The sequence below is a fragment of the Candidatus Accumulibacter contiguus genome (assembly GCF_036625285.1).
In the GTDB taxonomy this organism is placed as follows: domain Bacteria; phylum Pseudomonadota; class Gammaproteobacteria; order Burkholderiales; family Rhodocyclaceae; genus Accumulibacter; species Accumulibacter contiguus.
In genome coordinates this window covers 1771009-1795632 of sequence record NZ_JAZKUC010000001.1, presented here as the reverse complement: position 1 = coordinate 1795632, position 24624 = coordinate 1771009, and the positions used below count along the sequence as shown (strand labels likewise).

Genomic DNA, 24624 nt, shown 5'->3' with positions numbered 1-24624 from the left:
TCAGTCGAGGAAACCGGTCGAAATCCAGGGCACGGCGGCGACCAGAATCAGACCGACAAGCAGCGCCAGCATGTAGCCGACGATGGGCTTCATGCCTTGATCAGGGCGGATGCGGCTGATCGCACAGGCTGCGTAGTAACCCACGCCGAAGGGCGGCGCGAACAACCCCATACCCATCGAGAGGATCACCACCATGGAGTAGTGCACGTCGTTGATACCCATCTGCCGCGCAATCAGGTCCCCGGATTCAGGGGTACACGCTGAACGTACTGAAGTCCCGCGCCGAGTTGCCGAAGATCCGGGGTTTCCAGGAGTGGTTGTTCGACGAACTGGAGAAATCTCCGGCGTTCTGATTGAGGGATCAGGCCGGCAGGACCAGCGCGAGATATAGAGGAATCCGCTGATTAAGATACCTGGGCATGCCTACCAATCAACACTAGCCCGTAGCTCATCCACTCGTTGTGTCGCTTAATCAGCGGTGGCCTCTATATCTCACTCCGTCAGCGACAACCCGATAGGTGCGCCGATGCCAACAGCGATAAAATCGACGCAGTTTCCCAGGCCAGTGAATCCCAATGACAACGACAGAAAGCCAGATTGAGCAGGATCTCATCGCCAAACTTGAAGCGCTGAAATACGCCTATCGACCGGAGATTTGTGATCGGGCATCGCTGGAAGCAAATTTCCGTGAAAAATTCCAGGCGCTGAACCGCGTTAGCCTGAGCGATAGCGAATTTGAACGGCTGAAGGACGATCTGGTGACGGCCGATGTCTTCGCCGCATCCCGGCGCTTGCGCGAGATCAACAGCTTCGAGCGCGACGATGGCACGCCGCTGTTCTACACACTGGTCAATATCAAGGACTGGTGCAAAAACACCTACGAGGTGGTGAACCAGCTACGCATCAACACCGACAACAGCCATCATCGCTACGACGTAGTGCTGCTGATCAACGGGGTGCCGGTCGTCCAGATCGAACTCAAGACCCTGGGCATCAACCCCCGCCGGGCGATGCAGCAAGTGGTTGAGTACAAGAACGACCCCGGCAACGGCTACACCAGAACGCTGATGTGCTTCATGCAGCTCTTCATCGTCAGCAATCAGTCAGATACCTGGTACTTCGCCAACAACAACGCCCGCCACTTCAGTTTCGACGCCGACGAGCGCTTTCTGCCGCTCTACCAGTTCGCCGACGAGAACAACCAGAAAATCACCCATATCTCCCCCTTCGCCGAGAAGTTCCTCGCCAAGTGCACGTTGGGGCAGATGATCAGCCGCTACATGGTGCTGGTGGCCAGCGAGCAAAAGCTCATGATCATGCGCCCGTACCAGATCTATGCGGTGCGCGCCATCGTCGATTGCATCCACCAGAACCGGGGCAATGGCTATGTCTGGCACACCACCGGCAGCGGCAAGACGCTCACCTCCTTCAAGGCATCGACGCTGCTCAAGGACAATCCGGACCTTGAGAAGTGCCTGTTCGTGGTGGACCGCAAGGACCTCGACCGCCAGACCCGTGAGGAATTCAACAAATTCCAGGCCGGCTGCGTCGAAGAAAACACCTACACCGAGACCCTGGTCCGGCGGCTGCTCTCCACTGACTACGCCGACAAGGTGATCGTCACCACCATCCAGAAGCTGGGCATTGCGCTCGACGGCACCCACAAGCGCAAATACAAAGAGCGCCTGGAGCCGCTGCGCAACAAGCGCGTGGTCTTCATCTTCGACGAATGCCACCGCTCCCAGTTTGGCGACAACCACAAGGCCATCAAAGACTTCTTCCCGAATGCGCAGCTCTTCGGCTTCACCGGCACGCCCATCTTTGGCGACAACGCCAGCAAAGTGAAGGTGCAAGACCAGCAGGCCACCGGCATCACCACGGAAGACGTCTTCCAGAAGCAATTGCACGCCTACACCATCACCCATGCCATTGAAGACCGCAATGTCCTTCAGTTCCATGTGGACTACTTCAAGGCCGACGGCAAGGACAAAGACAAGGCCACTGGCGAACTGAAGCAGCAAGCCGTGGTGGACACCATTTTAGCCAAGCACGACACCGCCACCGCCGGACGCAAGTTCAACGCCCTGCTGGCCTGCGCCAGCATCAACCACGCCATCGCCTACCACGAACTTTTCAAGGAAACCCAGGCCAGGCGCCTGGCGGCGAACCCGAGCTTTCGCCCGCTCAATATCGCCTGCGTATTCTCGCCACCGGCCGAAGGCGACAAGGACGTACAGCAGATTCAGGAAGACCTGCCGCAGGAGCAGGAGGACAACAAGGTCGAGCCGGACAAGAAAAAGGCCGCGCTCAAGGCCATCATCGCCGATTACAACGCCCGCTACGGTACCAACCACAACGTGGGCGAGTTCGATCGGTATTACCAGGATGTACAGAAGCGCATCAAGGACCAGCAATTCCCCAACCAGGACCTGCCCCACGCGCAAAAGGTGGATCTGGTCATCGTGGTGGACATGCTGCTCACCGGCTTCGATTCCAAGTACCTCAACACCCTGTACGTGGACAAGAACCTGAAGTACCACGGCCTGATCCAGGCCTTCTCGCGCACCAACCGCGTCCTGAACGACAGCAAGCCCTACGGCAACGTGCTCGACTTCCGCAGTCAGCAAGACGCCGTGGACGAAGCCATCGCCCTCTTCTCGGGCGAGCAGGGCGAGCGCGCCCGCGAAATCTGGCTGGTGGATGCCGCGCCGCAAGTCATCGCCCAATTCGACGAAGCCGTCACCAGGCTGGATCAGTTCATGGCCTCACAAGGCCTGGCGAACACCCCCGATCAGGTGGGCAACCTCAAGGGCGACGAGGCGCGCGCGGGGTTCATCCACCTCTTCAAGGACGTGCAGCGCCTCAAGACCAAGCTCGACCAGTACACCGATCTCACCGAAGCCGACCAGGCGAACATCGCCGCCGTCATGCCCGAAGACCAGCTCAAGGCCTTCCGCGGCGCGTATCTGGAAACCGCCAGGCGCCTCAAGGCCCTGCAGAACGCCGGCCAGCAAGACGACAGCAGCGCCGTGCAGCAGCTCGACTTCGAGTTCGTTCTCTTCGCTTGGCTTCCCACTTAAAGCGGGACAGTCATGCTACCGATAGAGTCTGAGGATGAAGGGAGCTGAGGAGATGGGAACTGGTTGCCGCATCTCCTGTATCATCAGTTTTATGACAAAAAAACTCTACGACTCAAGCCATACGGACAACCAGCCGCGTCATTTTTGCCGCACTTACAGACCAGGGAAAACGAAGCCTGCGTGCAGTGGGGGAATTAATTCATCGCCCGAAAAGCAGTGTTCATCGCCACCTGCAAGCGCAAGCCCGTAGGAACCGACATCCTGAATCGGGGTTTTGGGAAACCGAAGAGGGGGAGGCATGGCTGAGATTGCTGGTATTTGCTGTGCTGTACACGTTCGGGCTGCAACATCATGTGGGGGCGGGTGCCTTGTCGGATTTCTTCCAATTGATCCGCCTTCATACCCATGTGGGGGTGTCTCCCAGCGCCTTGCAGACCCAACTCAGCCGGATGGAAGCGCTGTTGCCCCTGTTTCAGCAACAGTGTGAAGCCTCGGTACCGACGCGGACACGCCAAGCGGTGGTGGCCGCGGATGAGACGTTCTTTGGGGAGATTCTGATCTTGGTGCTGATGGATTTGTCCTCGGGCTACCTATTGCTGGAGTCGATTCAGAAGGACCGGGGTTTCGATACCTGGTTTGCCCAGGTGACCCCGCGCCTGGAAGCACTGGGTATCGAAGTCAACCACGCCATCAGTGACCGGGCGAAGGCCCTGATCAAATTAGCGGTCACAGGCTTTGAGTGTACCTCGGGCGCGGATACGTTCCACGAGCAATATGGCCTCAGTCGCTGGTTGTCACCGGCCTTGGGACGTCGAAAAGCCAAGGCGGATCAGTGCTGCGAACTGGCCCAGAAGGCCCTTGATCAGCCGTCGCGCGGAGCCAGTACCGAGGAAAAGGCGGCTTTGGCGGCACAACAGGCCTGTGCCTGGGAAGCCCGCGCGCAAGTGGAACAGGCGCAGCAAGAGTACCAGAAGCAGTTGCTGGGAATCGCCGAGGAAATCCATCCCTTCTCCCTGGAGGAGAATACTCGCACGACGGCGGAGAGCGTAGTGGCAGGACTGGAAACGCGAGCACAGGCCCTGGAAACTCTGGCGGCGCAACAAGGGATCCAGGATACCCGTTCCGCCCTGAAGAAGTTCCGTGCCCAGATCGGCGCCTTATCGAGTCACGTCAGCTTTTGGTGGCTTTGGGTAGAAGAAATCCTGCTGGGCTGGTCTCTGGATGAAGCGACTCGGCAATGGCTGACGAGCAAGCTGTTGCCCGTACTCTATTGGCACTACCAAATGCGGAAAACGCAAAACAGGGTTCACCGGAAACGGTATCAGGAGGCTTGGCAGCGAGCATTAGAGGCCTGGAAAGCAGACCCGTTCCATTCGGGATTCTCCGAGAGTGAGTTGCAGCGCTGGCTAGAATGGGGGGAATGGATGGTGCGACAGTTCCATCGCAGCTCCTCCGCCGTCGAAGGGCGCAATGGCCGCTTGTCCCAGTTGTATCATAACGGGCGAGGTCTGACGAAATGCCGCCTGGCTGCGCTAACGGTTATCCACAACTATGGGGTGAGACGTAGTGACGGCACTATCGCAGCCGAACGTCTGTTTAGCACCTCTTTCCCTGATCTTTTCGATTGGCTGCTCAACCAGATGGGGGAACTTCCCTTACCGAGGAAGTCCCGCCACCGGGTTGTGCATAACCCATTGAAGTTAGAGATTGTCCCGGCTTAAGTGGGAAGCCCTTCGCTTCCGCCGTGATCGACTACGACTACATCATGGCCCTGATCACCAACTACCAGGGCGCACCCGAGCAACAGAAGATGAGCCGCGACGAACTCATCGGCCTGATCGCCGCCGACGCCAAGTTCATCGACGAGCGCGACGACATCAGCGCCTACATTTGCACCCTGAAGGCGGGCGAGGGTTTGAGTGAGAAAGCCATTCGCCAGGGCTACGCCGCCTTCAAGGCCGAGCAGAAGAGCCGCCAACTGCGCGCCATTGCCCAAACCCACGGGCTGGAGGTTCAGGCCTTGCAAGCCTTTGTGGACGGCATCATGGCCCGCATGATTTTTGACGGCGAACAGTTGAGCGACCTGCTCGCCCCGCTCGGCCTGGGGTGGAAAGCCCGTAGTCAGAAGGAACTGGCCTTGATGGCCGATTTGCTGCCGTTGCTGCACAAGCTCGCACAAGGGCGGGAGATTTCGGGGTTGAAGGCTTATGAACAGTAAGGCGGGCAAGCGGCTGGTGCCGAAGTTGCGGTTTCCTGAATTTCGTGGTGATGAGGGTTGGTCGGAAAGGTCATTGGGCGAAGTATGCAATGTTCTTCAAGGCATTGGATTTCCTGACAGATTGCAAGGAAAGTTGCAAGGGCGCTACCCATTTTGCAAAGTTAGCGATGTATCCAAAGCCGTGAATGAAGTTGGTGGAGTATTGAGCGCTGCGGCAAATTACGTTGATGATGAAGAAATCTTGGAGATTCGGGCTAAATTGATTCCAATAGGATCAACAGTTTTTGCAAAAATCGGCGAAGCCCTACGTTTAAATAGAAGAGCCATTACGTCGGCCCCATGCCTGATAGACAACAATGTGACCGGATTGAAAGCAAAGACGGGTCAAGCTACGGATGGCTTTGTTTTTTATCTTATGCAACGAATGGATTTAAACGAGTATTGTGGTGGCGTGGTCCCTTCCATCAACAAGACAACTCTAGAAAATATCAACATCCAAGTCCCAATCCTTCAAGAGCAGGGAAGAATCGCTGACTGCCTTTCATCGATCGAAGACCTCATCACCGCCCAAGCCCAAAATGTCGAAGCCCTCAAGGCACACAAGACAGGTCTGATGCAGCAGCTTTTTCCAGCCGAAGGCGAAACCGTGCCGCGTTTGCGGTTTCCGGAGTTCCGGGATTCGGGGAAGTGGATAGCAATAACTGTGGGGCAGATTGCAGATTTCCAATCGGGTGGCACACCGTCGAAAGAAAATCCCGTGTATTGGAATGGCTCGATCCCATGGGTGTCGGCCAAGGACATGAAACAATTGTTCCTTGATGATACCGAAGACCACATCACAACCGCGGCGATCAATGATGGAGCCAAGCAGGCTCGTGCAGGCGCAGTGTTGATGCTGACTCGTGGAATGACTTTACTCAAAGATATACCGATCTGTATTTTGAGTCGTCAGATGACTTTCAACCAAGACATTAAGGCTCTCCATGCGAAAGGCGATTTTGACGGATGTTTTCTGGCATATCTGCTGCTGAGCAATAAACAACGATTGCTCAGCATGGTTGATATTGCCGGCCACGGCACAGGGCGACTCGATACGGATAAGTTGAAAACGTTTGAGGTAATGCTTCCGCAAGTTGCCGAGCAGCGCAGTATTGCCGACTGCTTTACTTCCCTCGACAATCTCATCGATGTTCAAACCCAAAAAATCGATGCCCTCAAGGTGCATAAAATTGGCCTAATGCAAGGCCTATTTCCCTCGATGAGCGAGGCTGAGGCATGAGCAACCCGCCCAAGGTTTACCGTTGCAGGACGATGCGGTCTTTGGTCAACCGGCTGCGCGACGACTTCCAGAGCGGCGGAAGAGATTTCATTCTCCTGTTTGCCTACAACGGAACGGGCAAGACGCGCCTGTCCATGGCCTTCAAGGATGCAGGAAAGAGAAAGAGAGGGGTGGCGCGCGACACGCTGTACTTCAACGCCTACACCGAAGACCTTTTCACCTGGGACAACGATCTGCCGGGCGACAGCCGGCGGGTGCTGCGCTTCAACTCTACTTCTCGATTCTTTGATGCGTTCAAAGAACTGGAGATGGAAAGCCGGATTCGTCCGTATCTGCACAACTACGCCGACTTCGAGTTCGATCTCGACTACGAAAAGTCAGAAGTCAGCTTTTCGCGCGGTGAAATCACGCACATCAAAGTCTCACGCGGCGAAGAAAACATCTTCATCTGGTGCGTGTTTCTGGCGCTGGCCGAGGCAGCCATCGATGCCCAACCTGGTCAGGCCTACGACTGGGTGAACTACCTGTACATCGACGACCCGATTTCATCGCTGGACGACAACAATGCCATTGCGGTGGCCAGCGATCTGGCCAGGCTGCTGCGACGCGGCAGGGATAGTGTGAAGACGGTGGTGTCGTCGCACCATGGGCTGTTCTTCAACGTGATGCACAACGAGCTGAAGCAGCAGCAGCAGAGCAAGACCTACTTCCTGCACAAGGCCAGGGATGGCGAAGGCCACACCTTGCGCGCCACCAACGACACGCCGTTCTTCCACCATGTGGCCATGTTGAGCGAGCTGCAAATGGCCAGCCAGACCGGGGCGCTGTACACCCACCACTTCAACATGCTGCGCAGCATCCTGGAAAAGACGGCCACCTTCTTTGGCTACCAGGACTTTTCCGATTGCCTGGGCACCTCGGGTGACGAAGGCTTGCACGCCCGCGCCCTGAACCTGCTGAGCCACGGCAAATATTCGCTCTACGAACCGCGCGAGATGGTGGAAGACAACAAGGCATTGTTCAGGGAAATCCTGGATGGCTTTCTCGCGCGCTATGCCTTTGCCTTGCCGGCCGTCGCTCAGGTTCAACCAGCCGCAGTGGAGGTCGCGCCATGACCCTTAAACCCCCCGCAACACCAAACGATCAAGCCCCCCATAGTTTGCTGGATGCCCTGCGCGGCCTGATCGCCCAAGCCCGCCAGCAGGTGCTGCGCCATGTGGACCAGGTGCAGGTGCAAACCTGTTGGCAAATCGGTCGGCATATCGTCGAGTTCGAGCAGTGCGGCCAGGCCCGTGCGGGCTACGGCAAGCGGCTTCTGCCGCAATTGGGGCAGGTGCTGGCGCAGGAGTTCGGCAAGGGTTTCGATGAGCGCAACCTGCGTCACATGCGGGCGTTTTTTCAGTGCTTCCCGATTTGGAACGCAGTGCGTTCCGAATTGAGCTGGACCCACTACCGCGTATTGGCCCGCGTGGAGAGCGAGGAAGCACGCTTGTGGTACATGCAGGAAGCGGCGGCACAGAACTGGAGTACGCGGGCGCTGGAGAGACAGATTGGCACGCTGTATTACGAACGCTTGCTATTGAGCCAGGATAAGGCGGCTGTGGAGGCCGAGGCCCAGGATAATCTGGCCGCTCTGCCGCAGTCTCCCCGCGCCTTTGTGCGCGATCCGGTGATGCTGGAGTTTCTGGGACTGCCGGATGCTGGCAAGTTGCTGGAATCCAGTCTCGAACAGGCTTTGATGGACAAGCTGCAAGCCTTTCTGCTGGAATTGGGCAAAGGCTTTGCCTTTGTGGCGCGCCAGCAGCGCATCAGCACCGAGAGCAAGGATTTCTTTATTGATCTGGTGTTCTACAACTACCTGCTCAAGTGCTTCGTGCTGATCGATCTGAAGACCGGCGAACTGACGCATCAGGACATCGGGCAGATGGATATGTATGTCCGCCTGTACGACGACCAGCGCCGGGGCGACGGCGACAATCCGACGGTGGGCATCCTGCTGTGCGGCAGCAAGGACCAGTCGGTGGTGCGCTACTCGGTGTTGCACGAGAGCGAACAACTGTTCGCCAGCAAATACCGCTTGGTGCTGCCCAGCGAGGATGAACTGCGCCAGGAGCTTGAGCGTGACCGCGAGGCCCTCGAAGCTCGGGCCGAATCCGAGACCACCAAGGACAACAACGAATGACCGAACAAGACCAGAAAAAGCTGGGCGATACCCTGTGGGGCATTGCCGACGATTTGCGCGGGGCGATGAACGCGGACGACTTCCGCGACTACATGCTGTCCTTCCTGTTCTTGCGCTATCTTTCCGACAACTACGAAGCCGCCGCCTGGAAGGAGCTGGGCAGCGATTACCCCACGCTGCCGGAAGGCGACCGCCGCACCCCGCTGGCGGTCTGGTACGAGCAGAACAAAGCCGATGTGCCGGCCTTTGAAGCGCAGATGCGCCGCAAGGCGCACTATGTGATTGCGCCCGACTACCTGTGGCGCAGCTTCGCCGAGATGGCGCGTACGGACGATGACGATTTGCTCAAGAAGTTGGACGAGGGCTTCAAATACATCGAGAACGAGTCTTTTCAGAGCACGTTTGCAGGGCTGTTTTCAGAGATCAACCTCAACTCGGAAAAGCTGGGCAAGAACTACTCCAGCCGAAACGACAAACTGTGCACCATCGTCACCAAGATCGCCGAAGGACTGGCTAAATTCTCGACCGGCAGCGATGTGTTGGGCGATGCCTATGAATATTTGATCGGCCAATTTGCCGCCGGCTCGGGCAAGAAGGCGGGGGAGTTTTACACGCCGCAGCCGATTTCACAGATCCTGTCCGAAATCGTGACGCTGGACGGTCAGGACCCCAGCACCGGCCACAAACAGCGACTGGCCAAGGTGCTGGACTTTGCCTGCGGCTCGGGCTCGCTGCTCCTGAACGTGCGCAAGCAGATGGGGCCGCACGGCATCGGCAAGATTTACGGGCAGGAAAAAAACATCACTACCTACAACCTGGCGCGCATGAACATGCTGCTGCACGGGGTGAAGGATTCGGAGTTCGAAATCTTCCACGGTGACACGTTGTTCAACGAATGGGACGAATTGCGCGAGGCCAACCCCGCCAAGAAGCTGCAGTTCGACGCCGTCGTGGCCAACCCGCCTTTCAGCCTGCGCTGGGAGCCCAGCGAGGCCATGGCCGACGACTTCCGCTTCAAGGGCTACGGTGGCCTGGCGCCCAAGTCGGCAGCGGACTTTGCCTTCTTGTTGCACGGCTTCCATTTTCTCGCCCCGGAAGGCACGATGGCCATCATCCTGCCGCATGGGGTGCTGTTCCGGGGTGGCGCAGAAGAGCGCATCCGCACCAAGTTGCTGAAGGACGGCCATATCGACACGGTGATTGGTCTGCCCGCCAACCTGTTCTTCTCCACGGGTATCCCGGTGTGCATTCTGGTGTTGAAAAAGTGCAAGAAGCCGGACGACGTGCTGTTCATCAACGCGGCTGAGCACTTCGAAAAAGGGGCTTCCCACTTAAGCCGGGACAATCTCTAACTTCAATGGGTTATGCACAACCCGGTGGCGGGACTTCCTCGGTAAGGGAAGTTCCCCCATCTGGTTGAGCAGCCAATCGAAAAGATCAGGGAAAGAGGTGCTAAACAGACGTTCGGCTGCGATAGTGCCGTCACTACGTCTCACCCCATAGTTGTGGATAACCGTTAGCGCAGCCAGGCGGCATTTCGTCAGACCTCGCCCGTTATGATACAACTGGGACAAGCGGCCATTGCGCCCTTCGACGGCGGAGGAGCTGCGATGGAACTGTCGCACCATCCATTCCCCCCATTCTAGCCAGCGCTGCAACTCACTCTCGGAGAATCCCGAATGGAACGGGTCTGCTTTCCAGGCCTCTAATGCTCGCTGCCAAGCCTCCTGATACCGTTTCCGGTGAACCCTGTTTTGCGTTTTCCGCATTTGGTAGTGCCAATAGAGTACGGGCAACAGCTTGCTCGTCAGCCATTGCCGAGTCGCTTCATCCAGAGACCAGCCCAGCAGGATTTCTTCTACCCAAAGCCACCAAAAGCTGACGTGACTCGATAAGGCGCCGATCTGGGCACGGAACTTCTTCAGGGCGGAACGGGTATCCTGGATCCCTTGTTGCGCCGCCAGAGTTTCCAGGGCCTGTGCTCGCGTTTCCAGTCCTGCCACTACGCTCTCCGCCGTCGTGCGAGTATTCTCCTCCAGGGAGAAGGGATGGATTTCCTCGGCGATTCCCAGCAACTGCTTCTGGTACTCTTGCTGCGCCTGTTCCACTTGCGCGCGGGCTTCCCAGGCACAGGCCTGTTGTGCCGCCAAAGCCGCCTTTTCCTCGGTACTGGCTCCGCGCGACGGCTGATCAAGGGCCTTCTGGGCCAGTTCGCAGCACTGATCCGCCTTGGCTTTTCGACGTCCCAAGGCCGGTGACAACCAGCGACTGAGGCCATATTGCTCGTGGAACGTATCCGCGCCCGAGGTACACTCAAAGCCTGTGACCGCTAATTTGATCAGGGCCTTCGCCCGGTCACTGATGGCGTGGTTGACTTCGATACCCAGTGCTTCCAGGCGCGGGGTCACCTGGGCAAACCAGGTATCGAAACCCCGGTCCTTCTGAATCGACTCCAGCAATAGGTAGCCCGAGGACAAATCCATCAGCACCAAGATCAGAATCTCCCCAAAGAACGTCTCATCCGCGGCCACCACCGCTTGGCGTGTCCGCGTCGGTACCGAGGCTTCACACTGTTGCTGAAACAGGGGCAACAGCGCTTCCATCCGGCTGAGTTGGGTCTGCAAGGCGCTGGGAGACACCCCCACATGGGTATGAAGGCGGATCAATTGGAAGAAATCCGACAAGGCACCCGCCCCCACATGATGTTGCAGCCCGAACGTGTACAGCACAGCAAATACCAGCAATCTCAGCCATGCCTCCCCCTCTTCGGTTTCCCAAAACCCCGATTCAGGATGTCGGTTCCTACGGGCTTGCGCTTGCAGGTGGCGATGAACACTGCTTTTCGGGCGATGAATTAATTCCCCCACTGCACGCAGGCTTCGTTTTCCCTGGTCTGTAAGTGCGGCAAAAATGACGCGGCTGGTTGTCCGTATGGCTTGAGTCGTAGAGTTTTTTTGTCATAAAACTGATGATACAGGAGATGCGGCAACCAGTTCCCATCTCCTCAGCTCCCTTCATCCTCAGACTCTATCGGTAGCATGACTGTCCCGCTTTAAGTGGGAAGCCGAAAAAGGCAAGCGCCAGAACCGTTTGCTACCAGAGCACATCAAGAAGATCGTCGATACCTACAGGCACCGCACCGAGGAAAATCGCTATTCCCTGCGGGTGCCAATGGAGCGAATCGAGAAAGAAGGTTTCAACCTCAACATCTCGCGCTACATCAGCACGGCACAAGCCGAGGAAAAAATAGACTTGAAGGTGGTTCACCAGCAATTGGTGGGCATCGAGCAGGAAATCACGCAGGCAAGAGACAAGCACAACGGGTTTCTTGAGGAATTGGGGTTGTCGCTGCTGCCGTGAATCTGTAAGTTACTATGAAAGTCGCGAGCGACTCTCGAATCTCCCCTCCCCTCTCGCGGGGGTCGGGGGAGAGGGAAACGGTCATGACTTTCATCATCGGGGGTGTCTTGCAAAGTCATGACCGTTTGGCCCAGACCCGAGGCCATCCGGCACCGTGTCGCACCCGGCTTCAGGCGAGGAGTGCGACGGCCTTGATCTGCGCCCGCAGCGCAAGCCCGGGACGAATTTGCAGCTTGTCAGCTGAACGCCGCGTAATCCGGGCGAGCAGCGGCTCGCCGGCGACCTCGAGGCGGACGAGAACGTGGCCCGGCGTGTCGGTCGGCGCCAGATCGACGACCGTCGCCTCGACACTGTTGAGAATACTGCTCTGCACCTGTGGCACCAGGGCCAGGCTGACATCACGCGCATGGATCCGGCAGCGGAGCCGCGTGCCGATGGGCTCGTTACGGCGCGTGACGAGAATCCGTCCACCGGAAAACTCGAGCCGGCTCAAGTCGTCGGCTTCCTGCGCCGCAAGGCGGGTCTCGATGACTACGCCGGCATCGTCAGCGAAAGCGGCGGGCAGGTCGATGCGGCTCAACACCTGCTGCAGCGGGCCGCTGGCAACAACCCGCCCCTGCTCGAGCAGCACCAGATGGTCGGCGAGTCGCGCGACTTCGTCGGGCGAGTGGCTGACATAGATGATCGGCAGCGACAGCTCGCGGTGCAGCCGTTCCAGATAGGGCAGGATTTCGAGCTTGCGCTTGAGATCGAGCGCCGCTAGCGGCTCGTCGAGCAGCAGGATCTGCGGCGCGGCGAGCAGAGCGCGGGCGATCGCCACGCGCTGGCGCTCGCCACCGGAAAGCTGGCCGGGCGAGCGGTCGAGCAAGTGTTCGATGCCGAGCAGTTCGGCGACCTCGTGCGGGGCGAAGTGGCGCTTGCCGGCCGGCGTGCGCCGCTCGCCGAATTGGATGTTGCCGCGCACCGAAAGATGGGGGAAGAGGCTGGCTTCCTGAAAGACCACCCCCAGCGCACGCTGGTGCGGCGGCACGAAAAGGCCTCTTGTCTCGTTCTGCCAAACCTCGTCGCCGATCGCAAAGCAACCGTCGGAGGCCCGTTCGAGTCCGGCCATGGCGCGCAGGCAGGTGGTCTTGCCAGAGCCGGAATGGCCGAAGAGGCCGGTAATGCCGCGACCCGGCAGCGTCAGGTCGACCTCGAGCGTGAAGTCGCGACGTTCGATACGAAAGCGAGCGCGGATCTCGCGGCTCATGCGCCCTGCCTTCGCGCCGGGTTGAAGGTGTACAGCGCCATCAGCACCAGGAAGCTGAAGAGCACCATGCCGCCGGCCAGCCAGTGCGCCTGCGCATACTCCATCGCCTCGACATGGTCGTAAATTTGCACCGAGACGACACGGGTCTTGTCCGGGATGTTGCCGCCGATCATCAGCACGATGCCGAACTCACCAACGGTATGGGCAAAGCCGAGGATGGCCCCGGTGATGAAGCCGGGGCGTGCGAGCGGTACGGCGACCGACCAGAACGCATCCCAGGGGCCGGCGCGCAAAGTTGCTGCAACCTCCAGTGGTCGCTCGCCGATGGCCTCGAAAGCGTTCTGGATCGGCTGCACCACGAAAGGCAGCGAGTAGAACACCGAGCCGACAACCAGTCCGGGAAAGCTGAAGGGCAACAGGCCGAGGCCCAGCGACTGCGTGAGCTGTCCCAGCGGCCCTTGCGGCCCCATGGCGACCAGCAGGTAAAAGCCGAGAACCGTCGGCGGCAGCACCAGTGGCAGCGCGACCACGGCGCCGACGATGCCCTTGAGCGCCGAGCATGTCCGCGCCAGCCACCACGCGATCGGCGTGCCGATGAAGAGCAGGAGAATCGTCACTACCGTCGCCAGCTTGAGCGTCAGCCAGACGGCGGTAAGATCCGCGACAGCGCTATCCATGCTCAATGACCGTTTTGCAGCAAGAGGCTTTCGAGGAAGGTGTCGGGGAGTGGGTAGGGGCTCATGGCTGACCCGTGTGGATGAGGGTGGCCATGGTCAGCGCAGTTCGTAGCCGAAGGACTTGATGATCGCCCTGGCCTTGTCGCTCTTCAGATAGGCGAGCAGCGCCGTGGCCGCTGGTTTGTCCTTACCCTTGCCGAGCAGGACGGCGTCCTGGCGGATCGGCTCGTAGAGATTGGCCGGTACGCTCCAGGCAGAACCGGAGGCGATCTTGCCGTCCTTGATGACTTGCGAGAGGGCGACGAAACCGAGTTCGGCATTACCGGTAATGATGAATTGGTGGACCTGACTGATGTTTTCCCCCTGAACAAAGCGGGATTGCAGTGCCGACAGCACACCCAGCCTGGTCATGGCTTCGACGGCAGCCGCGCCGTAGGGTGCGGTCTTCGGATTGGCCAGTGCCAGATGTTTGAACTTGTCGGTTCTCAGCACCTCGCCGCGGGCGTCGACCAGATCCGGATTCGCCGACCACAGGACCAGCTTGCCGATGGCGTAGGTGAAGCGCGTACCGGCGACGGCGTGGCCCTCCTTCTCCAGTCGAGCCGGCATCTCGTCGTCAGCCGAGAGCAGGACTTCGAAGGGCGCGCCGTTCGCGATCTGGGCATAGAACTTGCCGGTAGCGCCAAAAGCCGGCGAAGCCTTGTGGCCGGTGTCCTTCGCAAACTCGACAGCAATTTGCTGCATCGGCGCGGTGAAGTTGGCGGCGACAGCGATCTGGACTTCGTCGGCGCTGGCGCAGACGGTGGTGAACAGGGCGATAAGCAAGGGCACAAGGCGTTTCATCGGGGTTCTCCGGAAGTCGGGTGTATAAGGGTTCAAACGTACCTGCAAAGAATGACTGCGGAAGCCTTGAAGACGGCGCAGGCCTGTTGACCGACGGCCAGACCGAGGCGCTCGACGCTGTCGTGCGTGATGACTGCGCAGACCGTCTTGCCGCTCTTGATGTTCAAGGTGATTTCGGAATTCACCGGGCCGTCGTGGATGCGCGTGATTTCACCCCACAGGTGGTTGCGCGCCGAAGTCCTGACCTGGGGGTCGTTCAACAACAGCACCGAAGACGACTTGACCAGCGCGCTGATCTCCATGCCGATGGCCAGCCCCAGAGCTGCCGCCGAGTCGCGGGTGATGACGGCGACGATTTCGTTCTCGGCGTCGAGGCTGAGGCGGACCTCGAAGTCGACGTGACCCTCGCGCAGCCCGACGATGGGGCCGGCGAACTGGTTGCGGGCGCTGGTCTTCATCGACATGCGCCGGAGCAACTGGCGGAACTGATCGAAATCGCTGGCCTGGCCGTCGTTCATGCTCGTGGTCAGGGTCTCGAGCGCGGCCTGATACTGCGCTTCGAGCGCACGATACAGCGCCACGACCTTGCGACCGTAGTCGGTGATCTGCGTACCGCCACCGTGCCTGCCGCCGGTCGAGCGCACGACCAGCGCCTGATCAGCGAGGTTGTTCATGGCGTCGATGGCGCCCCACGCCGCCTTGTACGAAAGCGGTACGACCTTGGCAGCCTGCGAGATCGAACCGTGCTTGTCGATCGCTTCCAGCAGGCGGATGCGGGTGTCGCCGAGAAAGGCGCCAAACTCGGTATCGACCTCGAGTTTGCCGCGCAGGCGATGTGTATTCATTTGTCTCGTCTAGAGTGGCCGCAACCCGACACAAGGCGCTACTTAGATGAGCATATAGCGAAAATCGGGCCAGCTCCCCAAAACCCCCAGGAGAAACCCATGAATGTCAGCGCACGCAATGTTTTCAAACGAAAAATCTCTGCTCTGGTCAATGGCGCCGTGAACGCCGAAGTCGAGTTGTCGCTTCCCGGCGGCGACCGGATTGTCGCGATTGTCACAGAAAACAGCGTCAGGTCGCTCGCTCTCGCGGTTGGCCAGGAAGCGATCGCCTACGTCAAGGCACCGTGGGTCATCCTCCTGGCCGGCGAGCCGGAAGTGCGCTTTTCGGCGCGCAACCAGTTGGCCGGCCAGGTCAGTCGCGTGCGCAAAGGTGCAGTGAACAGCGAAGTGGCGATTGCCCTGCCGGGCGGGTCGACGGTCCATGCCGTGGTTACCAACGAGGCGGCGCTGGAACTCGGCCTGAAGGAAGGCGTCCCCGCCACGGCACTGATCAAGGCCAGCCACGTGGTCCTCGGCGTTCCGGTTTGACCTGCACACGAAGGGGCAGCCCTGCGGCCGCCCCTTCGTGCAGCCATGGGTCAGTGGCGGTCACGGCAGGTTGATCGGGTCGCTGCTGTTGTCAGCGCTTGCCTGGCAGAGCCGCCTCCCTGACCTTGATCTCCTTGGGGATCAGTTTGAGTTCGAAGAAGGTGTCGGCAAGCTTCTGTTGCTCGGCCAGTACCTGATCGGTGATTGGCTTTACGACATTGCTGTAACGACGGATGCTCAACTCGACCACGGCGGGGTCGAGGCCCTGCAAGGGGGCAAGCTGGGCGGCCGCCGCCGGGTAGTTCCTGATGATCCACTGGCCCTGCTTCTGCAATTCTTCGAAGAGCAGGCTGATGACCTCGGGCCGCTTGCTGGCGAACTCGCGCTCGGCGAGGAAGAAGGCGTAGTTGTTTACCACACCCTTGCCGTCGGCGAGAATGCGCGCCTCGATCTGCTTCTCGGCGGCGGCCGTGTAGGGGTCCCAGATCACCCAGGCATCGACGCTACCGCGCTCGAAAGCGGCCCGGGCATCGGCCGGCGGCAGGAACACCGGTTGCACGTCGGCATACTTCAGGCCGTTTTTCTCCAGTAGCTTGACCAGCAGGTAATGGACATTGGATCCTTTGTTGAGTGCCACCTTCCTGCCCTTGAGGTCAGCCACCGTCTTGATCGCCGAGCCCTTGGGGACGAGCACCGCTTCGGCAGTCGGGGCGGGTTCCTCGTAACCGACATAAACGAAGTTGGCGCCAGCCGCCTGCGCAAAGACGGGCGGCGCCTCGCCGACGTAGCCGAAATCGATGGCACCGACGTTGAGGCCCTCCAGCAATTGTGGCCCGGCGGGAAACTCGACCCATTTCACCTCCAGGCCTTGCGCCGCCAGGCGCTTTTCCACCGCCCCCTGGGCCTTGAGCAGGGTCAGCAGGCTGGCCGACTTCTGGAAGCCGATGCGCAACAGTTTCGGGTTGTATTCGGCGAAGACCGGTTGCCAGACGGCAGCAATGGCGAGTCCGGCGGCGAGGCCGAGGATGGCTTTCAGGAACTGTCGTTTCATCGGAAATCCTTGATGGGGTTGAAATGAAGAGGGAAAAGGCTAGCAAGACGTTGCCGGGCGTGGAAGTCAGTTTTTCTTCGATGCTTATGGCGGTTCCGGAAATGACGGCCACGCGCGCCTGGTAATAAGGAAGTGCATCTTTCTTCGTTCGTGATCCGGGAGCGAGGCGGTAGTCTGCCGGGCTTGGGCGGTTTCCCGGGACTTTCTGCAGCATGGCCGATCGGCTAACGCGGGCAGCAGCACTGCTTCCGGCAGCCTTAGCCATTCGAAACCATAGGAAGGAACTTCACAGTGAGCGAAACCAATCCGAACTACCACTACGAAACGCTGCAGGTGCACGCCGGCCAGACCCCTGCGCCGGGCACCAATGCACGGGCGGTGCCGATCTACCAGACCACCTCCTACACCTTCAACGATGCAGAGCATGGCGCCCGCCTGTTCGCGCTGAAGGAATTCGGCAATATCTACACGCGCATCATGAACCCGACCACCGACGTCTTCGAACAGCGCATCGCGGCACTCGAAGGCGGGGTGGCGGCAGTTGCCACCAGTTCCGGGCAGGCGGCGCAGTTCCTGGCGCTGACGACGATTGCGCAGGCCGGTGACAATATTGTTTCCACCAGCTACCTCTACGGCGGCACTTACAATCAGTTCAAGGTCGCTCTGCCGCGGCTGGGGATCCACGTCAAGTTTGTCGATGGCGACGATGCGGAGGATTTCAGGAGCGCCATCGACGACAAGACCAAGGCCATCTACGTCGAAACCATTGGCAACCCGCGCTTCAATATCCCCGACTTCGACGCCCTCGCCAAGGTGGCTCACGATGCAGGCATTCCGTTGATTGTCGACAACACCTTCGGTGCGGCCGGCTATATCGCGAGACCCATCGACCACGGTGCCGACATCGTCGTCGCGTCGGCCACCAAGTGGATCGGCGGGCATGGCACCTCGATCGGCGGCATCGTCGTCGATTCCGGCAAGTTCGATTGGGGCAACGGCAAGTTCCCGCTGTTCACCGATCCCGCTCCCGGCTACCACGGCCTCAATTTCTGGGAGGTGTTCGGCAGCGCCAGTCCCTTTGGCAACATCGCTTTCGCCATCCGCGCCCGTGTCGAGGGGCTGCGCGACTTCGGCCCCAGTCTTTCGCCATTCAACGCCTTCCAGTTGATCCAGGGCGTGGAGACCCTGTCGCTGCGCGTACAGCGGCATGTGGACAACGCGCTGGAGCTGGCCCTTTGGCTGGAGTTGCAACCACAGGTCGCCTGGGTGGAGTACAACGGCCTGGAATACAACCCATATCACAAGCTGGCGAAGAAATACCTGAAGAACGGCTTTGGTGCCGTGCTCAATTTCGGCATCAGGGGCGGCGCCAATGCGGCCCGGAAGTTCATCGACAACGTCAAGCTGGCGAGTCACCTGGCCAACGTCGGCGATGCCAAGACGCTGGTCATCCACCCGGCGTCCACCACGCACCAGCAACTGTCGGAAGCCGAGCAACAGAGCGCGGGCGTGCGCCCGGACCTGGTGCGGGTGTCAGTTGGCATCGAACACATCGAGGACATCAAGGCCGACTTCGAGCACGCCTTGCGCCGGTCTGGCCTCGAAGCGGCCGCATGACGGCGTTCGGCCTGTCGCCCCGAACCAGGCGGCTGACCCTCGATCGGCCGCTGGTTCTCGAGTCCGGCGACACCCTGCAGCGTGTCAGCATCGCTTATCGGAGCTGGGGCGAGCTCTCGCCCCAGGCAGACAATGCGGTGATCGTCTGTCACGCACTGACTGGTTCTGCCGATGCCGACGAGTGGTGGGGGCCGCTGTTCGGGCCCGGGCGCAGCCTCGACCCGGATCGTCATTTCGTGGTCTGCAGCAACGTGTTGGGCGGGTGCTATGGCAGCACCGGGCCGCTGACCCTGGCAGCCGATGGCCAGCCCTGGGGAGGCAGGTTTCCCCGCATCACCATCCGCGACCAGGTATGCGCCCAGATGGCGCTGGCCGACGCACTCGGAATTCGCCGCATCCGTTTCGTCATCGGCGGTTCGATGGGCGGCTTACAGGCGCTCGAGTGGGCTCTGCTCGATCCGCAGCGCGTCGGCGCGGTGGTCACCATTGCCTCTGCTGGTCGTCATTCGGCCTGGTGCGTCGTCTGGAGCGAGGCGCAGCGCCTGGCCTTGGCCAGCGATCCCAGGTTCAAGGACGGCCACTATCATCCCGCCGATCCGCCGCTGGCAGGCCTGGCCGCAGCACGGGCGGTGGCGATGATCAGCTACCGCAGTCCGCGTTCACTGGACGAACGTTTCGGGCGATCGGCCGGGAAGGAGATCTTCGGGGAACGCGCGCGTGCGCCCGACGACTTCGCCATCCGCGGCTGGCTACGGCACCATGCTCAGGCCCTGGTCGAGCGTTTCGACGCCAACAGCTACCGGGTACTGCTCGATGCCATGGACACTCACGATCTGGCCCGCAACCGCGGCGTCTATGAAAACGTGGTTCGGCAAATCCAGCAGCCGGTACTGGTGGTCTCCGTGAACTCGGACGCCCTTTACGTACCCCAAGACCAGCGCAGTCTCCATTTTCTGCTGCCCAATTCGCATTTCCTCGAAATCGAGTCAGCGCATGGTCATGACGGTTTCCTTATCGATGCTGAAGCCTTCGAACCCGAGATTTGCCGTTTCGTCAAAGGATTGCCGGACAGCACTCGGCTAGCACGGCGCACCTATAACCCACGCGGTGTCGTCTCGGCCAGCCAGCTCAAGTATGCCTGGTGATCCCGCCGCTTTTCATAACCTGTAGGGGTTCAAGCATGCCCTCTCTTTCCCGGCCAGGGGGTGGTTTGCGACACGGGAACCCGCTACCTGTCGAAGGTGTACAATGATCGGCGATCGACGGCGGCCACATCGTCGGTCTGGTGGACGAATCCGATCAACCACTTGCGAAAGAAGTTTGAATGAACGAGCAGCACGACAAGAACGCATCCCGCCCCGGCTTCGGCACCCGCGTCATCCACGCCGGGCAAAGCCCGGATCCCTCCACCGGCGCGATCATGCCACCGATCTACGCCAACTCGACCTACGTGCAGGAAAGTCCGGGGGTGCACAAGGGGCTGGACTATGGTCGCTCGCACAACCCGACGCGCTGGGCCCTGGAACGCTGCGTGGCCGATCTCGAGAGTGGTGGCGCCGCTTTTGCCTTCGCTTCCGGGCTGGCGGCGATCGCCACCGTCCTCGAACTGCTCGATAGCGGCGCGCACGTGATTGCCGGCGACGATCTCTATGGCGGTACCTATCGCCTGCTGGAAGGGATAAGGAAGCGCAGCGCCGGGCTCTCCTGCAGTTTCGTCGATCTCTCCGATCCGGCAGCGCTGTCCGCCGCGATCCGTCCCGAAAGTCGCATGCTGCTGGTGGAAACGCCGACCAATCCGCTGCTGCGCCTGGTGGACCTGCAGGCACTGGCCACCCTCGCCCACCAGCACGGCCTGCTCGCGGTGGCCGACAACACGCTTGCCAGCCCGTGGATACAGCGGCCGCTGGAACTCGGCTTCGACATCGTCGTCCATTCGAGCACCAAGTATCTCAATGGTCACTCGGACGTGATCGGCGGCATTGCCGTGGTCAGCGGCGACGAACGCAACGCCGGGCATCTCGAACGACTCCAGTTCCTGCACAACGCCGTCGGTGCCATTGCCGGCCCGTTCGACAGCTACCTGACGCTACGCGGCGTGAAGACCCTCAACGTGCGCATGCAAAGACACTGCGAGAACGCGCAGGAACTCGCCGCCTGGCTGGAGCGGCAGCCAGAAATCCGGCGGGTCAGCTATCCCGGTCTCGCCTCGCACCCCCAGCATGCGCTGGCGCGGCGGCAGATGCGTGGCTTCGGCGGCATGATTGCCGTCGAGCTGGCGACTGATCTGGCCGGCACCAAGCGCTTCCTGCAGGGCTGCGAGCTGTTCACCCTGGCGGAGAGCCTGGGTGGCGTCGAGAGTCTGATCGAGCATCCGGCGATCATGACCCACGCCACCATCCCGCCGGAGCAGCGGGCCCACCTGGGCATCGGCGACTCGCTGCTGCGCCTGTCGGTCGGCATCGAGGATGTACTTGACCTGAAACGGGATCTTGCTGGCGCGCTGCAGCGCATCGACCAAGGCCCGGCCTGACGCTCAGGTACGCTGCGGCAGCCACGCCATTTCCGCCCTGAAAGGGTGCCGCTCGTGCTTCAACGCGGTCCATCGGAGATGGCCCCCCGCCTGAGAAGTCAGATCAGATTTCGTAGCCTGGTTCTATCCCTGCGCTTTCGGAAGATGCCCTCATGAGCGCCAGGAGCGCTTCGATATCCAGCGCCTGCGCATCGAGAATCCTATGCACGGGGTCGGCGCGGGGTGGCAGATCCTCGCTTGCCGAGCAGATGCACACCAACCCGGCGTGGTTCAGTTGGCGGGCAACCAGTTCGGCTTGCCCACCCAGCGAGTCTTCGTCCAGCGCCACGCACGCATAGCCGCGATCAAACAGGCGGCGTTCGAGGTTCCGGGCCGCCTGCCGGCGGTTCTCGCCCGTGAGCCACAGGGTGACTGCCTGCTGCCCGAAACGCAGTGCCCGCTCCTCCTGCGTGACCGGTCGCCAGACCGAGCGCCTCTCGAGCGGGCGGAGGATCATGCCCGCGGCGACCGTACCGTGGGTCAGCCGGTCAATGAGGATGAACGAACCCGAGCCTTTGACTCGGCTGTAAGGGTCGAAGGCGATCGGCGCGCTCAAGGCCATTTCGCACAGCCCGATTTCGTTGAGACCCAACTGTCCCGCCGCACGCAAGGCGAGCGTATTGATGTCGATCCGGTGGTGGATTCTCGCCACCGCGCCGGTGACCGTGCGCGCCGCCTGCTTGATCAGGTACTGCCGGCCGGGCAGCAGCGGTGCCTCGGCCATCCAGACCAGGTGCGCGTCGAAACGCGAATCGAGCGTCGGCTCCTGCCCGGGCCGGACCAGCATGTCGCCACGACTGACGTCGATCTCGTCTTCCAGCGTGACGGTGATCGCCTGCGGCGGGAACGCTTCTTCCAGTTCGCCGTCGTAAGTGACGATGGCCTTGACCCGGCTACTCTTCCGCGACGGCAGCGCGAGCACGGGGTCGCCCTTTCTCAGGACGCCGGCGGCCAGCGTACCGCTGAAACCACGAAAATCCAGGTTTGGCCGATTGACCCACTGCACCGGGAACCTGAGGTCGTCGAAGTTCTCGTCGTCGGCGATCTCGATGGTGTCCAGCAGTTCCATCAGCGGCACACCGTCGAACCAGGGGGTCCGTTCGCTGCGCCGGACGACGTTGTCGCCCTTCAGCGCCGACAGCGGAATGAAGCGGATCTCGGTGACGTCGAGACCGCGGGCAAATTCGAGATACTCATCGCGAATGCTCTCATACACCGTCTTGCTGAAGTCCACCAGGTCCATCTTGTTGATGGCCACGATGACGTGCCTGATCCCAAGCAGCGAGACGATGAAGCTGTGACGCCGCGTCTGCGTCTGCACGCCGTAGCGGGCGTCGACGAGGATGATCGCCAGATCGCAGTTCGAGGCGCCGGTGGCCATGTTGCGCGTGTACTGCTCGTGGCCAGGCGTGTCTGCAATGATGAACTTGCGCCTGGCGGTGGAAAAATAGCGATAGGCAACATCGATGGTGATCCCCTGCTCGCGCTCGGCCTGCAGGCCATCGACCAGCAGCGCCAGGTCGACCTCGTCGCCGGTGGTCCCGCACCTGAGGCTGTCTCTCTGCATGGCCGCCAGTTGATCTTCGTAGATCAGCTTGGAATCGTGCAGCAGACGACCGATCAGCGTGCTCTTGCCGTCATCGACGCTGCCGCAGGTGAGAAAACGCAGCAGTTCCTTGCGCTCGTGCTGGGCCAGATAGGCCTGGATGTCGGTACTGATCAATTCGGACTGGTGGGACATGGTTTACCTTGAGATTGCGGGTGCTGGTCGCCCACCCCCTGCGCAGCGCGAGCGGGGAGCGGTGCAAGCGGAGGTCAGAAATAGCCTTCCTTCTTCTTCTCTTCCATCGATCCGGCCTGATCGTGGTCGATCACCCGGCCCTGACGTTCGGAGGTCCGGGTCAGCAGCATTTCCTGGATGATCTCGGGCAGGGTCGCCGCCGCGGATTCGACTGCACCGGTCAACGGGTAGCAGCCAAGTGTCCGAAAGCGCACCATTTTCGTCTCGATGACCTCGCCCGGACGCAGTTCGAAGCGCTCGTCGTCGACCATGATCAGCGTGCCGTCGCGCTCGACCACGGGGCGTGGCTTGGCGAAATAGAGCGGCACGATCGGGATGTTCTCGAGGTAGATATACTGCCAGATGTCCAGCTCGGTCCAGTTCGACAGGGGGAAGACGCGGATGCTCTCGCCCTTGTTGATCCGGCCGTTGTAGAGGTTCCACAACTCGGGCCGCTGGTTCTTCGGATCCCAACGGTGGTGTTGGTCACGAAAGGAATACACCCGCTCCTTGGCACGTGATTTCTCCTCGTCACGCCGCGCACCACCGAAAGCAGCGTCGAAGCGGTACTTGTCGAGGGCCTGTTTGAGTGCCTCGGTCTTCATGATGTCGGTGTGCTTCTTGCTGCCGTGAGTCAGTGGACCTATGCCCTGGCGAACGCCGTCTTCGTTGATGTAGACGATCAGCTCCAGCCCGAGATTGTGCACGTGCCGGTCGCGAAAGGCGATCATTTCGCGGAATTTCCAGGTGGTGTCCACGTGCATCAACGGGAATGGCGGCTTGCCCGGATAGAAAGCCTTCATCGCCAGGTGCAGCATGACGGCCGAGTCCTTGCCGATCGAATACAACATCACCGGACGTTCAAACTCCGCGGCCACTTCGCGGATGATGTGGATGCTCTCGGCTTCGAGCTCTTTCAGGTGGGTCAGTTTGCGTTGGGTCATGGGGCCTTGCGGAGGGTCAGGTGGACTGGAGCCTTATAACAGAATTTGGCTGAACTTGCCCAATTCCGGGCGCACGCGGGTGCGAATGAAAGTGTTGGGTGGATACCTATATGCTCCCCTTGTATGCTTCGTTTTGTGGTTTTTCGTTCGTTCAAGAGAGGAGATGAAGTCATGGCTGGAAGGGTGTCAAGAGGACCGTGGAATAAATGCGAGAGAGGTATTTTTCTCTTGCGTTTATGCCGCGAAAGCCTCTTGACATCCTGTAAGCCAAGTACACTTGAGGCAGGGGCTGGGGAGGGGTTGATCATCCCCGGCCGCTGCCTCACGGCGAGTGCGGGGTTTGGGGCAGAGCCCCAAGGTTTAGGTCGTAGAGTGCCACGGAGGTGTGGTGGAAACGAGTTC

At 60.3% G+C, this 24624-nt stretch carries 17 protein-coding genes and 4 pseudogenes; 12 read left to right on the top strand and 9 right to left on the bottom strand.

What is annotated here, in order from left to right; all coding sequences use genetic code 11:
- Positions 1 to 234 (bottom strand): annotated as a pseudogene (locus V5B59_RS08755) (TRAP transporter large permease subunit); the annotation flags it as partial.
- 341 nt (positions 235 to 575) lie between these two features.
- Between V5B59_RS08755 and V5B59_RS08745 the strand changes: the two are divergent.
- From V5B59_RS08745 to V5B59_RS08715, 7 genes and pseudogenes are all read left to right on the top strand, one after another.
- The gene (locus V5B59_RS08745) at positions 576 to 3080 is read left to right on the top strand and encodes a type I restriction endonuclease subunit R (RefSeq protein WP_332351808.1); all 2505 of its coding nucleotides are present in this window, start codon (positions 576 to 578) and stop codon (positions 3078 to 3080) included.
- A gap of 185 nt (positions 3081 to 3265) precedes the next feature.
- Positions 3266 to 4801, top strand: a complete 1536-nt coding sequence (locus V5B59_RS08740; protein ID WP_332351228.1) for a DUF6399 domain-containing protein — start codon at positions 3266 to 3268, stop codon at positions 4799 to 4801.
- An 11-nt stretch (positions 4802 to 4812) separates the two neighbouring features.
- Positions 4813 to 5298, top strand: a pseudogene (locus tag V5B59_RS08735) (type I restriction endonuclease subunit R, EcoR124 family); the annotation flags it as partial.
- Positions 5288 to 6577 (top strand): restriction endonuclease subunit S, encoded by a 1290-nt coding sequence (locus tag V5B59_RS08730; protein ID WP_332351807.1) that lies wholly within the window; start codon positions 5288 to 5290, stop codon positions 6575 to 6577. The pseudogene V5B59_RS08735 and the gene V5B59_RS08730, both read left to right, overlap by 11 nt.
- Positions 6574 to 7692 carry an AAA family ATPase gene (locus V5B59_RS08725; protein ID WP_332351806.1) on the top strand — a complete coding sequence of 373 codons (1119 nt, stop codon included), beginning with the start codon at positions 6574 to 6576 and terminating at the stop codon, positions 7690 to 7692. Before V5B59_RS08730 ends, V5B59_RS08725 begins: the two co-directional genes overlap by 4 nt.
- Positions 7689 to 8759, top strand: a complete 1071-nt coding sequence (locus V5B59_RS08720; RefSeq protein ID WP_332351805.1) for a PDDEXK nuclease domain-containing protein — start codon at positions 7689 to 7691, stop codon at positions 8757 to 8759. Before V5B59_RS08725 ends, V5B59_RS08720 begins: the two co-directional genes overlap by 4 nt.
- Positions 8756 to 10081, top strand: a pseudogene (locus V5B59_RS08715) (type I restriction-modification system subunit M); the annotation flags it as partial. The gene V5B59_RS08720 and the pseudogene V5B59_RS08715, both read left to right, overlap by 4 nt.
- Before the next feature lie 9 nt (positions 10082 to 10090).
- Here V5B59_RS08715 and V5B59_RS08710 read toward each other — a convergent pair.
- The gene (locus tag V5B59_RS08710) at positions 10091 to 11626 is read right to left on the bottom strand and encodes a DUF6399 domain-containing protein (RefSeq protein ID WP_332351228.1); all 1536 of its coding nucleotides are present in this window, start codon (positions 11624 to 11626) and stop codon (positions 10091 to 10093) included.
- 199 nt (positions 11627 to 11825) lie between these two features.
- Here V5B59_RS08710 and V5B59_RS08705 point away from each other — a divergent pair.
- A pseudogene (locus tag V5B59_RS08705) lies at positions 11826 to 12119 on the top strand (N-6 DNA methylase); the annotation flags it as partial.
- A 169-nt stretch (positions 12120 to 12288) separates the two neighbouring features.
- Here the strand turns inward: V5B59_RS08705 and modC are convergent.
- The 4 genes from modC to V5B59_RS08685 form a co-directional block, all read right to left on the bottom strand.
- A complete protein-coding gene (gene modC, locus V5B59_RS08700; protein WP_169071967.1) occupies positions 12289 to 13368 on the bottom strand; it encodes a molybdenum ABC transporter ATP-binding protein in 1080 nt (359 codons plus the stop codon).
- Complete coding sequence (gene modB / locus V5B59_RS08695) at positions 13365 to 14045, bottom strand: molybdate ABC transporter permease subunit (RefSeq protein WP_169071968.1); 681 nt, start codon at positions 14043 to 14045, stop codon at positions 13365 to 13367. Before modB ends, modC begins: the two co-directional genes overlap by 4 nt.
- Before the next feature lie 96 nt (positions 14046 to 14141).
- Positions 14142 to 14888 (bottom strand): molybdate ABC transporter substrate-binding protein, encoded by a 747-nt coding sequence (modA, locus tag V5B59_RS08690; protein WP_169071969.1) that lies wholly within the window; start codon positions 14886 to 14888, stop codon positions 14142 to 14144.
- A 32-nt stretch (positions 14889 to 14920) separates the two neighbouring features.
- Complete coding sequence (locus V5B59_RS08685; protein WP_169071970.1) at positions 14921 to 15733, bottom strand: TOBE domain-containing protein; 813 nt, start codon at positions 15731 to 15733, stop codon at positions 14921 to 14923.
- Positions 15734 to 15832: 99 nt separating this feature from the next.
- Between V5B59_RS08685 and V5B59_RS08680 the strand changes: the two genes are divergently transcribed.
- A complete protein-coding gene (locus V5B59_RS08680) occupies positions 15833 to 16261 on the top strand; it encodes a TOBE domain-containing protein (RefSeq protein ID WP_332351804.1) in 429 nt (142 codons plus the stop codon).
- 91 nt (positions 16262 to 16352) lie between these two features.
- Here the strand turns inward: V5B59_RS08680 and V5B59_RS08675 are convergent, their stop codons facing one another.
- A complete protein-coding gene (locus V5B59_RS08675; protein WP_169071972.1) occupies positions 16353 to 17312 on the bottom strand; it encodes a sulfonate ABC transporter substrate-binding protein in 960 nt (319 codons plus the stop codon).
- A gap of 291 nt (positions 17313 to 17603) precedes the next feature.
- On the opposite strand from V5B59_RS08675, the gene V5B59_RS08670 reads away from it, so the two are divergent.
- From V5B59_RS08670 to V5B59_RS08660, 3 genes are all read left to right on the top strand, one after another.
- Positions 17604 to 18929, top strand: coding sequence for an O-acetylhomoserine aminocarboxypropyltransferase/cysteine synthase family protein (locus V5B59_RS08670; protein WP_169071973.1), 1326 nt, complete (start codon positions 17604 to 17606; stop codon positions 18927 to 18929).
- Positions 18926 to 20074 (top strand): homoserine O-acetyltransferase MetX, encoded by a 1149-nt coding sequence (gene metX, locus V5B59_RS08665; protein ID WP_169071974.1) that lies wholly within the window; start codon positions 18926 to 18928, stop codon positions 20072 to 20074. The genes V5B59_RS08670 and metX overlap by 4 nt, the downstream gene beginning before the upstream one ends.
- Positions 20075 to 20253: 179 nt before the next feature.
- The gene (locus tag V5B59_RS08660; RefSeq protein WP_169071975.1) at positions 20254 to 21459 is read left to right on the top strand and encodes a trans-sulfuration enzyme family protein; all 1206 of its coding nucleotides are present in this window, start codon (positions 20254 to 20256) and stop codon (positions 21457 to 21459) included.
- 103 nt (positions 21460 to 21562) lie between these two features.
- Here the strand turns inward: V5B59_RS08660 and cysN are convergent, their stop codons facing one another.
- Positions 21563 to 23239, bottom strand: a complete 1677-nt coding sequence (cysN, locus tag V5B59_RS08655; RefSeq protein ID WP_169071976.1) for a sulfate adenylyltransferase subunit CysN — start codon at positions 23237 to 23239, stop codon at positions 21563 to 21565.
- 74 nt (positions 23240 to 23313) lie between these two features.
- Positions 23314 to 24222, bottom strand: coding sequence for a sulfate adenylyltransferase subunit CysD (gene cysD, locus V5B59_RS08650; RefSeq protein ID WP_169071977.1), 909 nt, complete (start codon positions 24220 to 24222; stop codon positions 23314 to 23316).
- Between the last annotated feature and the right edge of the window lie 402 nt (positions 24223 to 24624).

Excerpts from the sequence above, each read along its gene's own strand:
- V5B59_RS08745 (WP_332351808.1), top strand. The coding sequence starts at position 576 with ATGACAACGACAGAAAGCCAGATTGAGCAGGATCTCATCGCCAAACTT.
- V5B59_RS08730 (WP_332351807.1), top strand. The coding sequence starts at position 5,288 with ATGAACAGTAAGGCGGGCAAGCGGCTGGTGCCGAAGTTGCGGTTTCCT.
- V5B59_RS08725 (WP_332351806.1), top strand. The coding sequence starts at position 6,574 with ATGAGCAACCCGCCCAAGGTTTACCGTTGCAGGACGATGCGGTCTTTG.
- V5B59_RS08720 (WP_332351805.1), top strand. The coding sequence starts at position 7,689 with ATGACCCTTAAACCCCCCGCAACACCAAACGATCAAGCCCCCCATAGT.
- modC (WP_169071967.1), bottom strand. The coding sequence starts at position 13,368 with ATGAGCCGCGAGATCCGCGCTCGCTTTCGTATCGAACGTCGCGACTTC.
- modB (WP_169071968.1), bottom strand. The coding sequence starts at position 14,045 with ATGGATAGCGCTGTCGCGGATCTTACCGCCGTCTGGCTGACGCTCAAG.
- modA (WP_169071969.1), bottom strand. The coding sequence starts at position 14,888 with ATGAAACGCCTTGTGCCCTTGCTTATCGCCCTGTTCACCACCGTCTGC.
- V5B59_RS08685 (WP_169071970.1), bottom strand. The coding sequence starts at position 15,733 with ATGAATACACATCGCCTGCGCGGCAAACTCGAGGTCGATACCGAGTTT.
- V5B59_RS08680 (WP_332351804.1), top strand. The coding sequence starts at position 15,833 with ATGAATGTCAGCGCACGCAATGTTTTCAAACGAAAAATCTCTGCTCTG.
- V5B59_RS08675 (WP_169071972.1), bottom strand. The coding sequence starts at position 17,312 with ATGAAACGACAGTTCCTGAAAGCCATCCTCGGCCTCGCCGCCGGACTC.
- metX (WP_169071974.1), top strand. The coding sequence starts at position 18,926 with ATGACGGCGTTCGGCCTGTCGCCCCGAACCAGGCGGCTGACCCTCGAT.
- V5B59_RS08660 (WP_169071975.1), top strand. The coding sequence starts at position 20,254 with ATGAACGAGCAGCACGACAAGAACGCATCCCGCCCCGGCTTCGGCACC.
- cysN (WP_169071976.1), bottom strand. The coding sequence starts at position 23,239 with ATGTCCCACCAGTCCGAATTGATCAGTACCGACATCCAGGCCTATCTG.
- cysD (WP_169071977.1), bottom strand. The coding sequence starts at position 24,222 with ATGACCCAACGCAAACTGACCCACCTGAAAGAGCTCGAAGCCGAGAGC.